At 53.9% G+C, this 15181-nt stretch carries 12 protein-coding genes; 11 read left to right on the top strand and 1 reads right to left on the bottom strand.

Annotated features, from left to right (window positions below; translation table 11 throughout):
• Positions 1-7 precede the first annotated feature (7 nt).
• The 4 genes from ACZRJQ_RS13545 (at position 8) to ACZRJQ_RS13530 (ending at position 5351) form a co-directional block, all read left to right on the top strand.
• Entirely contained in the window at positions 8-961 is a 954-nt protein-coding gene (locus tag ACZRJQ_RS13545) for a PDR/VanB family oxidoreductase (RefSeq protein WP_463978852.1), read from the top strand.
• 255 nt (positions 962-1216) lie between these two features.
• A complete protein-coding gene (locus ACZRJQ_RS13540; protein WP_463978851.1) occupies positions 1217-2554 on the top strand; it encodes an alginate export family protein in 1338 nt (445 codons plus the stop codon).
• A gap of 136 nt (positions 2555-2690) precedes the next feature.
• Positions 2691-4034, top strand: a complete 1344-nt coding sequence (locus tag ACZRJQ_RS13535) for an MFS transporter (RefSeq protein ID WP_463978850.1) — start codon at positions 2691-2693, stop codon at positions 4032-4034.
• 60 nt (positions 4035-4094) lie between these two features.
• A complete protein-coding gene (locus tag ACZRJQ_RS13530; protein WP_463978849.1) occupies positions 4095-5351 on the top strand; it encodes a gallate dioxygenase in 1257 nt (418 codons plus the stop codon).
• A gap of 1 nt (position 5352) precedes the next feature.
• Here the strand turns inward: ACZRJQ_RS13530 and ACZRJQ_RS13525 are convergent, their stop codons facing one another.
• Positions 5353-6555: a LysR family transcriptional regulator gene (locus ACZRJQ_RS13525; RefSeq protein WP_463978848.1), complete on the bottom strand. Its 1203-nt coding sequence runs from the start codon at positions 6553-6555 to the stop codon at positions 5353-5355.
• A 133-nt stretch (positions 6556-6688) separates the two neighbouring features.
• Here ACZRJQ_RS13525 and galB point away from each other — a divergent pair, with 133 nt between their 5' ends.
• The 7 genes from galB (at position 6689) to tssC (ending at position 15171) form a co-directional block, all read left to right on the top strand.
• Entirely contained in the window at positions 6689-7426 is a 738-nt protein-coding gene (gene galB / locus ACZRJQ_RS13520; RefSeq protein ID WP_463978847.1) for a 4-oxalmesaconate hydratase, read from the top strand.
• A complete protein-coding gene (locus tag ACZRJQ_RS13515) occupies positions 7423-8136 on the top strand; it encodes a 4-carboxy-4-hydroxy-2-oxoadipate aldolase/oxaloacetate decarboxylase (RefSeq protein ID WP_463978846.1) in 714 nt (237 codons plus the stop codon). Before galB ends, ACZRJQ_RS13515 begins: the two co-directional genes overlap by 4 nt.
• A 2-nt stretch (positions 8137-8138) precedes the next feature.
• Positions 8139-9209, top strand: coding sequence for a 4-oxalomesaconate tautomerase (locus tag ACZRJQ_RS13510; protein WP_463978845.1), 1071 nt, complete (start codon positions 8139-8141; stop codon positions 9207-9209).
• A 317-nt stretch (positions 9210-9526) separates the two neighbouring features.
• Positions 9527-10627 carry a polyamine ABC transporter substrate-binding protein gene (locus tag ACZRJQ_RS13505; RefSeq protein WP_463978844.1) on the top strand — a complete coding sequence of 367 codons (1101 nt, stop codon included), beginning with the start codon at positions 9527-9529 and terminating at the stop codon, positions 10625-10627.
• A gap of 948 nt (positions 10628-11575) precedes the next feature.
• Positions 11576-13132, top strand: coding sequence for a type VI secretion system protein TssA (gene tssA, locus ACZRJQ_RS13500; RefSeq protein WP_463978843.1), 1557 nt, complete (start codon positions 11576-11578; stop codon positions 13130-13132).
• Between the two features lie 31 nt (positions 13133-13163).
• Positions 13164-13667: a type VI secretion system contractile sheath small subunit gene (gene tssB / locus ACZRJQ_RS13495; RefSeq protein WP_223415127.1), complete on the top strand. Its 504-nt coding sequence runs from the start codon at positions 13164-13166 to the stop codon at positions 13665-13667.
• Between the two features lie 28 nt (positions 13668-13695).
• On the top strand, positions 13696-15171 hold the full coding sequence (gene tssC, locus ACZRJQ_RS13490) for a type VI secretion system contractile sheath large subunit (RefSeq protein ID WP_463978842.1): 1476 nt from the start codon (positions 13696-13698) through the stop codon (positions 15169-15171).
• The last annotated feature ends 10 nt before the right edge of the window (positions 15172-15181 follow it).

Genomic DNA, 15181 nt, shown 5'->3' with positions numbered 1-15181 from the left:
CCCTGCCATGTTGGAAGTGATCGTCACCCATAAGCGAAAGGAAGCGCTGGATATTTGCAGTTTTGAGCTGGCCCGTGCCGATGGAACGGCCTTGCCAGTCTTCAGCGCCGGCTCGCACATTGATGTTCACCTCGGCTCAGGGCTGGTTCGTCAGTATTCGTTGTGCAACCCTTCTGAGGAGAGCCATCGGTATTTGATCGGAGTGCTGTTGGACCCCAACTCACGGGGTGGCTCCAAGGCAATGCACGATCAGATTACTGTTGGCCAGACAATTAGCATCAGTGAACCGCGCAATTTGTTTCCCTTGGAACACCGCGCGACACGCACCTTGCTGTTTGCCGGTGGAATTGGCATTACGCCGATTCTGTGTATGGCTGAGCGCTTGGCTCAAAGTGGTGCCGACTTTGAGCTGCATTACGCGGCGCGTTCAGCCGAGCGTGCGGCATTTCAGGCGCGTCTGCGCGAGTCGCCCTTTGCTTCGCGGGTGCATCTGTATTTTGATGACGCACAACCCCCTAAGCCGTTAGACATGCCAGGGTTGCTTGGCGAGCCGCATGCGTCCACGCATCTTTACGTCTGTGGCCCAACGGGGTTCATGGATTTTGTTTTGCGCTCAGCCAGAGAGCAGGGGTGGAGCGAGGACACGCTGCATCGTGAGTACTTCAGTGCGCCGTCGGATGTTCACGCGGCGGGTGCGAGTTTCGAAATTCAACTGGCCAGTTCCGGGGACGTCTATGTCATTGGCCCGGACCAAACCATCATCGATGTACTTTACGAGGCGGGTGTTGATATCCCCGTTTCGTGTGAGCAGGGTATTTGCGGGACGTGCATTACGCGTGTTCTTGAAGGCGAACCGGATCACCGGGATTCATTTCTTACGGACGTCGAGAGAGCCAAAAATAATCAATTCACGCCGTGCTGTTCTCGGGCCAAAAGTGCCCGGTTGGTGCTGGATATATAAAGCGGTGCGTGTTGCTTAAGTACCTATAAGCCTTAATCGCTTGATTAATGCTTATAGCGCTGGCGAAATTATGTGTCGTGTTAACAGTTCCGTTTGGGGCGGGGAGGTGTGCGCCTGATAAGTGTTAATTAATAAATAAACGGTTCTTGAATAATAATAAAAAAGAGAGTTTCCATGCTTAAAACTAAGTGCGTCCCTAAAGCCGTTATATTCAGTATGTTGTGCATGGCTCCTCTGAGTGGATGGGCTGACTCAATGTTAGTACCGACTACACTCGAACAGGCCCGTCCTTCGCGCCCAGCCTTGTCACGCTGGGCGGAAGACTACTCGTTCTTGAAAGACGAGTCGAAAAGAACTGACCCTTTCGATGCCCTTCGGTATATACCGCTGGGCGACTCAGCCTGGTTGCAAACCGGTGCAGAAGTGCGTTACCGCGCGGATTCGATTGATAAACCTTTCTTCGGTTTACGCGGGATAAATGACGACAGTTACTTGCAGCAACGTTTGCAGCTGCACGGTGATTTGCACCTCTTTAATGATCAGGTACGTGTATTTGCGCAGTTACAAAACACGCGCAGTTGGGGCAAAGATTTGTTTTCGCCTTTTGACGAAAGCCGTAACGAGTTCCAGCAAGCCTTTGTGGATTGGAACTTAAAGCTCAATTCAGGTTATCGGCTGACCACACGCTTGGGGCGTCAGGAGTTGGTGTATGGCAGTCTGATGCTCATCAGTGATCGAGACGTGCCCAATGTTCGCGCCAATCTGGATGGTGCCAAAGTCATGTTCAAGACGCCGGGTGGTATTGCGGTGGATGCCTTTGCGCTGCGTCCGGTCGAGTACGGGCCCAAATCGTTCGATGATCAACCCAGTGATGAGATCAAGTTTTACGGGGTCTACAGCACGGTGCCGATCAGCAAGGCCGTGAACTTTGACCTTTACGGGTTGGACCTGGAAACCAAAAATAGAAACCTTGCCGGAGTGATCGGTGACGAGAAGCGGTACACAGTCGGTACCCGGATTTTCGGTAAGAACAATGGTTTTGACTGGACCTGGGATGCCGCAGGCCAATTTGGTCATCTCGGTGATGCCCAGATCAAGGCGTGGTTTGTGTCCGGCGCCACGGGCTACACCTTCGATCACCCTTGGATGCCACGCATTGGCGTGCGCTCGGACATTGCCAGTGGTGATTCCAAGCGCGGCGACAATAGGATTGGCACTTTTGACCCGCTGTATTCGAAAAATGGTTACTACGGCGAAGCCAGTTTGACCACGTTGTCCAACCTGATCGTTTTCGGGCCCAGTCTTGGGTTTTCCCCGGTGCCGCAGATTCGCCTCGAACCTGCGATTTACAAGGCATGGCGTGAAAATACCAACGATGGCGTCTACTTCACGGGCATGAGCTTGGTGCCCAACAGTGCAAGTGCCTCTGGTAAGTCAGTAGGTACGATTTACAAGGCCACAGGTCGATGGCTGGCCTCACGCAATGTGACGCTTGATATGGATTGGGAATATTTCGATGTGGGTCGTGCGGTCAAGGATGTAGGGGGGCAGAGTGTCCACTTCGTGAGTTTGCGTACAACGTTCCGTTATTGAATATAAATAAAAACGATCCCTGCTTAAGCATTACGCAGTTGGTTGGAAGGCCGGCTGGAATATGATGAATCGACACCTGGCTTCCCTTTGGGGCGGACAGATGGCACTCAAACCATAAAAATAAAAGGTCCCATCCATGAACGTTCAGACAGTGGATATTAAACAGTGGATTGATGATCGATCCATGTCTCGCTACCAATGGTTAATTCTTTTTCTGTGTTTCCTGATTGTGACGTTCGACGGATTGGATGCAGCCATCATGGGATTCATCGCACCTGCGGTGATTCAAGACTGGGATATCACCCGTGCCGGCTTCGGGCCGATTCTCGGTGCTGCAATGGTGGGCCTGGCTGCTGGGGCGCTGATGTCCGGGCCTTATTCTGACCGCTTGGGACGCCGCCGCGTGCTGCTGTGGTCGGTGGCATGCTTTGCCATTTTCAGCGTGCTCTGCGCGTTTGCCCGCTCGCCGGTTGAGCTGGCCATTCTGCGGTTTCTCACAGGGTTGGGGTTGGGGGCTGCGATGCCCAACAGCACCACGCTACTGTCGGAATACATTCCCAAGCGTCACCGCAGCTTTCTCATCACGCTGATGTTCATGGGCTTTAGCCTGGGTTCCGCGATGGGAGGCTTCGTCTCTGCCTGGATCATCCCGCACTTGGGCTGGCACGCTGTCTTGTTGTTGGGCGGGGCTCTGCCATTGCTACTGTTGCCGGTGCTCTACTTCCTGTTGCCCGAGTCGGTCGATTTCATGGTCAATAAACAGTACCCGCAGGCTCGCATCATTGCGGTACTGAAACGCATGGGTGGCTCATTCAATGACAACGTGCGGTTCATTCTCACCGAGGTGACACCGGATCAAGTATCAGGTGGCAAGGTGCGTCATCTGCTCGCAGGCGAGTACCGCTGGCGCACATTGAGCTTGTGGACGACTTATTTCATGGGTTTGCTGGTTATCTACCTGCTGACGGGATGGATGCCAACCCTGATCAAGGATGCGGGTGTGACGCTTGAGCGTGCCGCTATGGTCACTGCAATGTTCCAGCTGGGTGGTTTGGTGGGCGTCCTTCTTGTGGGTTATGCGATGGACCGTATGAACGCCAAGGTTGTAATTGCCACGGCTTACTTGGGCGGTGCGATTTGTGTCTTCACCATTGGCTTGGTCGACATCGGAACCGGGCTTTTGGGTGTGATGATTTTCGCGGCAGGTTTTTGCATTAATGGCGGTCAGACCGGGCTTAATGCCTTTGCTCCGACTCAGTATCCCACCGCGATTCGGGCCACAGGTGTGAGCTGGATGCTGGGTATCGGCCGGTTTGGCGGTATTTTTGGGTCGATGATGGGGGGCGTTTTGTTAAGTTTCGGCCAACCGATGAGTGTGATCTTTGCTGTCTTGGGCATCCCCGCCATTCTCGCCGCCATTTCGATTCTCTCCAGCCCTCGGCCGCGCTTTGAACGGCCTGTGGCAGAACTGAATCATTAAGATATCGAGCCCGACCTTAGGGCTCGATCGGTTGTAATCAAATTGTTTGGAGACGTAAGCATGGCTCGCATCATCGGTGGACTCGCCGTATCACACACGCCCACTATTGGTTTCGCGGTCGACCACGATAAACAAAGTGAAGCGGCCTGGGCGCCGATCTTCAAGAGCTTTGAGCCCATCAAAGCGTGGCTCGCGCAGCGCAAGCCCGATGTGCTGTTTTACATCTTCAATGACCATGTCACGTCATTTTTTTTCGACCATTATTCTGCCTTCGCACTGGGTGTGGACGATCATTACGACGTGGCCGATGAAGGCGGAGGTAAACGCGATTTGCCGCCAATCGGTGGTCATGCGGCGTTGTCCCGACACATCGGCAACAGCCTCATGGCGGATGAGTTTGATATGTCGTTTTTTCGCGACAAGCCCATCGATCACGGGCTTTTCTCGCCCATGTCGGCCTTGTTGCCCTTCAAAGATGGCTGGCCTGTAGAAGTCGTCCCTTTGCAGGTCGGCGTGTTGCAATTTCCGGTTCCAAGTGCCAAGCGTTGCTACAAGTTGGGGCAGGCGTTACGTCGCGCAATTGAAAGTTTTCCGCAAGACATCAAGGTCGCCATTGTTGCAACCGGTGGTGTTTCTCATCAGGTTCATGGAGAGCGCTGCGGCTTCAACAACCCCGAGTGGGATGCTCAATTTGTTGATTTGTTCGTCAACGATCCTGAACGCCTGACGGAAATGACATTGGCCGAATACGCGACACTCGGCGGTATGGAAGGCTCGGAAGTGATTACCTGGCTGATCATGCGCGGAGCACTCTCGGCTAACGTCAACAAACTGCATCAGGACTACTACCTGCCTTCGATGACAGGTATCGCCACGCTGTTACTGGAAAATCAGGCCAGAGACGTGCCAGTTGACGTTCTTGAGCGTCATCGCGAGCACATCAATCATCAATTGGCTGGCATCGAAAAACTCGAAGGCACATACCCCTTTACCCTGGAGCGCAGTCACAAGGGTTACCGACTCAACCGTTTTTTGCATAACCTGATTAGCCCCGCTTGGCGCGAACGTTTTCTTGAGGTGCCTGATGAGTTGTTTGATGAGCACCAATTGACCGCTCAAGAGCGTGACATGGTTCGTCGCCGCGACTGGCAGGCGCTGATTCAATATGGCGCGATTTTCTTTCTGCTGGAGAAGCTGGGGGCGGTGGTCGGTGTGTCGAACCTGCACATTTACTCCGCCATGAAAGGCCTCTCGCTGGAAGACTTTCAGCAAACCCGTAATCAGCAGGTGACCTATTCGGTCGCTGGCAAAAAGTAACTCAAGGGGCTTGGCGAACCACTTCACGGATCTGCTGGATCAGTGCCTCGGCTGCCGGGGAGTGTAAACCGTTGGTTCGGTAGATCAGCCCTATGGAGCGGCTCGTGTCGTGCAGTTGCAGTGCCAGACGCTGCAACTCACCCGACGCGATTTCGTGCTCAAGTTGATGCTCGGAAACCACTGCGAGCATGTCCGAGTGCAGCAATAAACCACGGATGATTGCCAAATCACCGGTTTCGACCACGGGCTCAGGGGACTTGTCACCCAAACGCTCGAAATGTGCATCCATGATCAGTCTGGCAGGGGTGTCGGCTCTGGGTAATATCCAGTGGGCGTTACTCAGATCATGTGCTGTGAGGGCTTTCCCTGATAAGGGATGCCCGCTGCGGACCAGTACCACCATTTCTTCGGTCAGCAATTGCTCTCCATGCAGATCACTGGCGTAGTCGGTGGGTCTGAGCGCACCAAACACAAAATCAACATCACCGGCGCGCAGCTCCAACGCGAGCATATTGAACGGGCTTTCGTTCGTGGCCACCCGAACGCCGGGGTGATTGCTGATCAATTGAATGATCGCTTGCGGGAGTATCCGGGTCCGTCCCAGCGGCAACGCACCCACGGTTACGGTGCCTTGCAGAGAACCCTTGAGTGCCGCGATGTCGGCATCAATATGCCGAAGTTCGTTAAGGGCTCGACGAATGGGGTAGAGGATTTCCAGGCACACCCGGGTCGGGCGCAACCCTCGGGCCGTGCGCTCAAACAGAACCTTGCCAGTACCGCTTTCCAGGATTTTTAACGCGCTGCTGATGGCTGGCTGTGAAAAGCCAAAAGCATTGGCCACGGTCTGCATGTGCTGGGTTTCACACAGTTTGACGAAAATCTCCAAGCGGCGGGTGTACAGCAGATAAAGTTGCTCGTGCACGGTGACGGGCGGCTGGCCCACCATCTCCGGGATCACGGCCAGCTCAGCCAGAATCCGCCTGGCCCGAGGCAAAATACATTTCCCGAAGGGCGTTAGGAGCATGCCATTGGCATGGCGTTCAAACAGTTGCACGCCCAGCCGTGCTTCCAGGTCGTGGATTGCACGAGTCACCACCGATTGGGCGCGCAACAATACTTCTGATGCCCGCGAAACGCTTCCATGATCGGCCACCCGAATAAAGGTTCGGATTTGCATCAAGTGAGGTAATTCATTGGCGGGCATTAGAAAACTCTTTCGGATAAGAAGGGCAGTTGAAGGCGCCGATAAGCAAAAAGTATAGCATTGTAATTCGAACGCATTAGTCGACCTCCTGCCGCTATGCCAGCATTCCCTTAAATAAGAGAGGAGTTCTGACATGAGTAACACACACGCAAAAACGGCTTTGGTCGTCAGCGCCCATTCTGCTGATTTCGTCTGGCGTGCTGGCGGCTCCATTGCTCTGCATGCTCAGCAAGGTTATGGGGTGCATATCGTTTGCCTGTCGTTTGGCGAGCGAGGCGAGTCCGCCAAGTTGTGGCGCAAGGGCGAGATGACTGAAAGCAAAGTCAAAGAAGCTCGGCGTGAAGAAGCCCAGGCCGCCGCTGACATTCTTGGCGCCACGGTTGAGTTTTTCGACATCGGTGACTACCCGATGCGAGCCGATAAAGAAACACTGTTTCGGCTCGCAGATGTATTTCGCCGTGTGCAACCGGAGTTCGTCCTCAGCCACTCCTTGAAAGACCCTTATAACTACGACCACCCGCTGGCAGTTCATCTGGCTCAGGAGGCTCGGATTATTGCGCAGGCTGAAGGTTATAAGCCGGGCGAAAAAATTGTTGGCGCGCCGCCTGTGTACAGCTTCGAGCCGCATCAGCCTGAACAGTGCGAGTGGAAGCCTGATGTGTTGTTGGACATCACTGATGTGTGGGACAAAAAGTACGCGGCCATTCAGTGCATGGCCGGTCAAGAACACTTGTGGGAGTACTACACACGTGTCGCTTTGCAACGAGGCGTGCAGGCCAAGCGCAACATTGGTATCACCTCAAGCAAAAACATCGTCTACGCCGAAGGTTACCAAAGCATCTTCCCACGCGTTACGGAGAATCTGGGATGAGCATTATCGGCAAGACAGGCGTTGTGGTGCGCAACATTGAACGCGCCGACAGTGCGCTGATTGATGAGCTGATTCAGTACGGCGTTGCGACCGTTCACGAGTCTCAGGGACGAAAAGGGCTGCTGTCGGCATCGATACGGCCGATCCAGCGGGATATCGCCATCAGCGGTTCGGCCGTAACAGTGCTGGTTGCCCCGGGCGATAACTGGATGTTCCATGTGGCGGTGGAACAGTGCAAACCCGGCGACATCTTGGTCGTCGCCCCAAGCTCGCCGTGCAGTGATGGCTTTTTTGGTGACTTGCTGGCCACCTCGCTTAAGGCGCGTGGTGTACGCGGTCTAGTGCTAGACGCAGGTGTACGAGATACCAAAACGTTAAGGGAAATGGGCTTTTGGGTGTGGTCTCGCGTCGTGCATGCTCAAGGCACCATTAAAGAAACCCTGGGCTCAGTCAACATCCCAGTGGTGTGTGCCGGTCAACTGGTCAATCCCGGTGACGTGGTACTGGCCGATGACGACGGGGTTGTGATTGTGCGCCGTGAAGAGCTTCCTGCTGTGATCGAGGCCAGTCGTAAGCGTGCTGACCTTGAAGAGCAAAAACGTTTGCGTCTGGCAGACGGCGAGCTGGGGCTGGATATTTACAACATGCGCCCGCGTTTGGAAGAGAAGGGGCTTAAGTACTACGACAGTCTCGACCAACTGGAGGGCTGAGCATGAGCCAGACTCGTATTCCTTGCCTGCTGATGCGTGGCGGTACTTCCAAGGGTGCCTACTTCTTGGCCGAGGATTTACCAGCCGATCAGGGCCTTCGCGATAAGGTGTTGTTGGCGGCAATGGGATCGCCCGACGCACGACAAATTGATGGCATCGGGGGGGGCGATTCGTTGACCAGTAAAGTGGCAATCATTCGTCGCTCAGAGCGTTCAGACGTGGATGTCGACTACCTGTTTGCCCAAGTGGTCGTCGATCAGCCCCGAGTCGACTACGGGCAAAACTGCGGCAATATTCTGGCAGGAGTGGGGCCGTTTGCCTTGGAGCGTGGGCTTGTTAAGGCGCAAGGTGGGGTGACGCGAGTCAGGATATTCATGGAAAACACTGGCCAGACCGCCACCGCTATTGTGCAAACCCCCAATGGCAAAGTTGCTTATCTGGGCGAGGCCAGCATCGATGGCGTGCCTGGTACCGCAGCCCCTGTGATCGTTGAGTTTGAGGATATTGCAGGCTCCAGTTGCGGTGCCTTGCTGCCCACTGGCAACGCGTTTGACCTGATCGATGGGATAGAAGTGACTTGCATTGACAACGGCATGCCGGTGGTGCTCGTGCGCGCAGCTGACGTGGAGCGCAGTGGCTATGAAAGCCGCGAGCAGTTAGATGCCGATGACGTACTCAAGGCTCGGATTGAATCCATTCGTTTACAGGCTGGCCCCTTGATGAATCTGGGCGACGTGTCCCAGCGCAGCGTGCCAAAAATGTGCTTGGTCGCCCCACCCATCGCGGGTGGTGCTATCCACAGCCGAAGTTTCATTCCCCATAAATGCCATGCCTCGATCGGGGTGTTTGGCGCAGTCAGTGTGGCGTCAGCCTGTTTGATTCCGGGGTCAGTAGCGCAAGCTCTGGCCTGTGTTACGCCCGGCGAGCACCTTCATTTGTCGGTTGAACACCCTACAGGGGAGTTCACTGTGGAACTGCAAATAGACAACGGTTTGTTGGTGGGCTGCGGGCTCTTGCGCACGGCCAGGCTGCTGTTTGACGGTCATGTCTGTGTGCCCCATTTTATGGTGTAAAAATTGGGCTCTGACGATCAATAACCCGCCAGCACTTGCTGAGCCATGCCCGCGCGCGATGCTCAACGGCTATGAGCCAGCACGTGCGAAGCGCGCTTATGGCCGGAGTCTGGACACAAAAATTGGCCATAATCATCCCCTTTTGGCCAACCTCCCACTGTGATCTGACAAGCCAGTCCGCAAAAATCAGGCTCCAATCACTGATTGAAAAGGCTTGCAAATCGCCCAACTAAAATAATCATCCTCTTTGCCTTTGGCCATTTTTCAGGCTGCTGCCGTGTACAAAACATAACAACACACACATGGGGAACTGATTTATGGACACACTAAAGCGCGCACTGGGTGCAACGGTCTGTGGTTTGATCCTGTTGGTCAGCACAGTGCAGGCCGAGCAGCGAGAACTGCGGGTATACAACTGGGCGGATTACATACTGCCATCAGTCCCCAAAGATTTTTCCCGTCAAACCGGAATCAAGGTGATCTGGGACTCTTTTGATACCAACGAGGCCCTGGAAGCCAAACTGCTGACCGGCAACTCTGGTTATGACCTGGTGGTGCCGTCGAATCAGTTTCTTGATACCCAAATCAAGGCGGGTGTGTTCCAGAAACTGGATAAGTCCAAGCTGCCCAATTGGCAGCACCAAGACCCTGAGTTGCTTAAATTGCTGGACAAGAACGACCCCGGCAATCAGTACAGCGTGCCTTACATGTACGGCACAGTGCTGATTGGTTTCAATCCGGCCAAGGTCAAAGCTGCGCTGGGTGACGATGCGCCCGTGGACAGCTGGGACCTTGTGTTCAAGCCCGAGAACATGCAAAAGCTCAAATCTTGTGGCGTGGCCATGCTCGATTCGGCGTCTGAAATCCTGCCTTTGGCACTGCACTATCTGGGCTTGGACCCAAACAGTCAAAACCCCGCTGACTATGAAAAAGCCAAAGCACTGATGCTTAAGATCCGTCCATACATTACCTATTTCAATTCGGCCAAGTACATGACCGATATCGCCAATGGTGATATTTGCGTGGCCATCGGCTACTCAGGTAGTTTTTACCAGTTCGGTAATCGTGCCAAAGAGGCAGGTAATGGTGTGGTAGTTGACTGGCGTCTGCCCAAGGAAGGCGCCCCCATCTGGTTTGATACTTTCGCCATTCCAAAAAGCGCAAAAAATGTCACCGAGGCTCATGAATTCCTCAATACGCTGCTCGACCCGAAAGTCATTGCCCCGATCAGTGATTTCCTGGGTTACCCCAATGCCAACAAAGACTCCTTAGCCTTGATCAACAAGGAGATCACGCAAAACCCAAACCTCACACCGACGCGCGAGGCGTTGAAGACACTCTATGTCGTACAGCCTCTGCCGCAAAAGCTGGAGCGGGTGCGAACTCGTGTCTGGACAAGCATCAAATCTGATAAATAACGTTTGGCCCCACACCGTTACGCTTTGCGGCGTACCGGTTGTGCGGGGCTGCACAGCCGGTATTTATTCAAAATTTGCGTAACTCTTCTCATGACCGGCTACCGTCTCTGCCGTGATCAACTTCCAGTTTTTAGCTCGCCTCCGGCAGCGACCTTCTAAGGGCAATGGCAGCACCCATTCAGCTCGCGAAAACCTCAACGTCATTGTGTCGGGATAGGCCTGCACGCTACGTTTTATAACGGATAGCGGGCATGGTTTAGCGGTAAACAGAAGTTTTTGCCCTGTTAATATGTTAGGCGTCATAAATATCTTGAAGTTGTTAGTTGATATCTTGGAAAGCACGGATGTCAATTAGGATATCTCCTGCCGCGTATGTAAGAGATCTCGTACATTATTAAGATAATTCTTATAGATAAATGCTTCGTCAGTTGTAAGAATTGTCGTGATTTTTTGCGAGTTGCCTTGGGTTTTATAGGGGTGAAGTTATTTTATGGGTGGAAGTGATGGCGCTAGGCTATCACTTGCGGCGAATATTGCGTGCCGTTCACTTACATTTCGAAATATTACTCAGGCGGTCAATGTTTAATGGCCGTAAAGCAGGTTGTTGTTTCGTTTTAATGTCACGTCATGAGGCTGTGCAAAGCTCTTCAGGCCTAGTTATTGCTGGGGGGTTCTCGAATTTTGCGTGGTTGTGAAGTGCGTGTTCTAGTGTGTTTTTTAGAGTCTCTCAAGCAGACTTAATGTACTTTATCGATATTTTTGATAACTGAGTCATTACTTTTTGTGTATTCTCAGCGCCCGCCGATAGCATCAATGCGCCATATTACGCACTGTGTGTTGTTTGCTTTTGGGGTCTTTAGTCCAGTCATTATGCTGGTTTAAAGGTCGCTGTTCTTATGCCAGGAAGGCATCAGCGTTTTTGACGCTTACTTACGTATGGAGGCATAGATGACGTATTCCAGCACCCTCATGGTTCACTATGCCGCCGTTGCTCGGCAGCCTATATCCAGTGACAGTTTTGCTGGCGAAGAAGTTCGATATTCAAGTGAATTCGAAACCTTGGAAGCCGAGCTTGAAAAGGCTCAATCTCTTCACGCCAGCGGCCCCATTGACTGGCAAAAAATCCAGGAAATCAGCGAGCTCATCCTGCGTGACTCCTCCAAAGATTTGCGGGTCGCAGCCTGGCTGACATGGGCGCTGCACCTACGTGAATCTTTTCATGGGTTACAGGCCGGGTTGGGGGTTTTGCTTTACCTGTGCGAACAGCACTGGGAACCGTTGTTCCCCAGCAAGCCCCGCACCCGTGCTGCCGCCATCGCTTGGTTAGTGCCGCGTCTTGAAGGTGCGCTCAAAGACGACGTACCCATCAAGGAACAACTGCCTCTTTTCCGTAGCTTGGCCAAGCATATCGAGAAGTTAGATACGGTTCTGAGTCAGCATCTTGGGGATGCTGCGCCGTTGTTGTTGCCGATCCATCGTCGTTTGAACAGCATGATCCAGCGTGCCACCAACAACGAACCGGAGCCCGGCGTTGTGGGTTCGGTTGTGGCTCAGGTTAAGCAAGCCGCCAATCAGCTGTTCACCCCCGGCACCCCCATCGAGAATGAAAAAGACGCTCAAAAAGCACTGCGCACCCAGCAAGAAACAGCGCGTCCGCTCTGTGCCTGGTGGCTCAAGCAGAAGGCCACCGATGTGCGCGCTTTACGGCTCAATCGCACGCTGTTGTGGATGACCATCGAAGCTGTCCCTGAGCGCAACGCCGAACACATTACCGCGTTGCGCGGGTTACCCGCCGACAAGCTCAAAGCCTATCAAGACCGCTACAGCCAAGGGCAGTACGCTGACTTGCTGGTGGAGCTTGAAACCAGTTTGGCCAAAGCGCCATTTTGGTTCGATGGTCAGCGCATGGCTTGGGAGTGCCTGCAAGAGCTGAATGCCGAAGCCGCCATGCGTGAAGTTGAAATCCACTTCTCGCTGTTGATTCAGCGTCTGCCGGGCATCGTCGAATTACGCTTTCATGATGGCGTTCCTTTCGCCGACCCGGCGACCCGGGCGTGGATCAGCGCTAACGTCATGCCGCACCTGCAAAGCGCCAGCGCGCCACGCAAAGTCGAAGTCACGGCCACTCAGCCCGCATGGGAGTTGGCGCTTGACGAAGTGCTGCCCATTTTGCGCAAAGATGGGCTCAAGTCCGCCGTGCAGACCCTCAAGCAAGGGTTGCAAAACGCTCAGGGCGGGCGGGTACGGTTTTTCTGGCAATTGGCCCTCGCACGACTGTGCTTCACGGCCAAAAAGTATGAACTGGCCAAAACCCAACTTGAAACACTCGACCACACATTACAGGACTCAGGCCTGCATGCCTGGGAGCCCGATCTTGCGCTTGAAGTGCTGCATTTACTGCATAACTGCTGCGAATTGTTGCCGCAGAACCATGCCGTACGTGAACGCAGGGAAGAGATATATCGAAGGTTGTGCCACCTCGATTTAGAAGTGGTACTCGAATAGGCCCCAGGGCCACAAAAGCAAGGAAAAAGTCATGGCCAAAGAAGGCTCAGTAGCCCCCAAGGAACGCATTAACGTCACCTTCAAACCCGCCACTGGCGGGGCTCAAGAAGAGATTGAACTGCCGTTGAAACTACTGGCAATCGGTGACTACACCCACCGCAAGGACGAACGCAAAGTCGAAGATCGCAAGCCGATCAGTATCGACAAAATGACTTTCGATGAAGTGCTGGCTAAGCAAGAGTTGCAGCTGACACTGAGCGTGCCTAACCGTCTTCAGGAAGAAAGCGACACTGAAGAATTGGCGGTAAAACTGCGCGTTAACTCGATGAAGGACTTCAACCCGGCCAGTCTGGTTGAGCAAGTGCCAGAGCTTAAAAAACTGATGGAACTGCGCGATGCACTGGTGGCCCTTAAAGGCCCGCTGGGTAATGCGCCTGCGTTCCGCAAAGCCATCGAAGGCGTTCTCGCCGACGACGAGTCCCGCGGTCGTGTACTGGGCGAGCTGGGTTTGAACGCCGCCGCCCAAGACGCCTGAGTTCCCATCAGACAAGGAAGACAACACCATGAGCACGAGTGCAGCACAGCAAAAAAGTAATGACAGCGCTGAATACAGCATTCTCGACAGCATCATCGCCGAGACTCGCCTGACCCCGGACGATGAAGCCTACGACATCGCCAAGCGTGGTGTTTCAGCCTTCATTGAAGAGCTGCTCAAGCCGCAAAACAACGGTGAGCCAGTCAAGAAGGCAATGGTTGATCGCATGATCGCCGAGATTGATGCCAAGCTCAGCCGTCAAATGGATGAAATTCTTCACCACCCGGACTTCCAGTCTCTGGAATCGTCGTGGCGTGGTTTGCAATTATTGGTTGATCGCACCAACTTCCGCGAAAACATTAAAATCGAAATCCTCAACGTCTCCAAAGAAGACCTGCTGGACGATTTTGAAGACTCGCCAGAAGTCATGCAGGCAGGCTTGTACAAGCACATCTACACGGCTGAATACGGCCAGTTTGGTGGCCAGCCGGTAGGTGCGATCATCGCCAACTACTTCATGTCGCCAAGCTCGCCAGACGTAAAACTGATGCAGTACGTCTCCAGCGTCGCCTGCATGTCCCACGCGCCATTTATCGCAGCGGCCGGACCAAAATTCTTTGGCCTCGAAAGCTTCACCGGGCTGCCCGACCTCAAGGACTTGAAGGATCACTTCGAAGGCCCACAGTTCGCCAAATGGCAGAGCTTCCGCCAGTCCGAAGACTCGCGTTACATCGGCCTGACCGTGCCACGTTTCTTACTGCGCAACCCGTACGATCCGGAAGAAAACCCGGTCAAATCGTTCGTGTACAAAGAAACCGTCGCCAACAGCCATGAGCACTACCTGTGGGGTAACACGGCGTATGCGTTCGGCACCAAGTTGACCGACAGCTTCGCCAAATTCCGCTGGTGCCCGAACATCATCGGCCCACAGAGCGGTGGCGCAGTAGAAGACCTGCCGTTGCACCACTTCGAGAGCATGGGCGAGATCGAAACCAAGATCCCAACCGAAGTGCTGGTGTCGGACCGTCGTGAATACGAGCTGGCCGAGGAGGGCTTCATTTCCCTGACCATGCGCAAAGGCAGTGATAACGCGGCGTTCTTCTCTGCCAGCTCAGTGCAAAAACCGAAGTTCTTCGGCATCAGCGCAGAAGGCAAGGCTGCCGAGCTGAACTACAAGCTCGGCACTCAACTGCCGTACATGATGATCGTCAACCGTCTGGCTCACTACTTGAAAGTACTGCAACGCGAGCAGCTTGGTTCGTGGAAAGAGCGCACCGACCTTGAGCTGGAACTCAACAAGTGGATTCGCCAGTACGTTGCCGACCAGGAAAACCCGAGCGCTGAAGTGCGTGGCCGTCGACCATTGCGCGCTGCTCAAATCATCGTCAGCGATGTTGAAGGCGAGCCTGGCTGGTACCGCGTAAGCCTGAATGTGCGTCCGCACTTCAAGTACATGGGCGCCGACTTCACCTTGTCGCTGGTTGGCAAGCTCGACAAAGAGTAAACGGAGCATT

Source organism: Pseudomonas sp. E315 (assembly GCF_055406205.1).
Note: the sequence above shows the minus strand (reverse complement) of the source record. Positions and strands in the feature narration are given on the sequence as shown.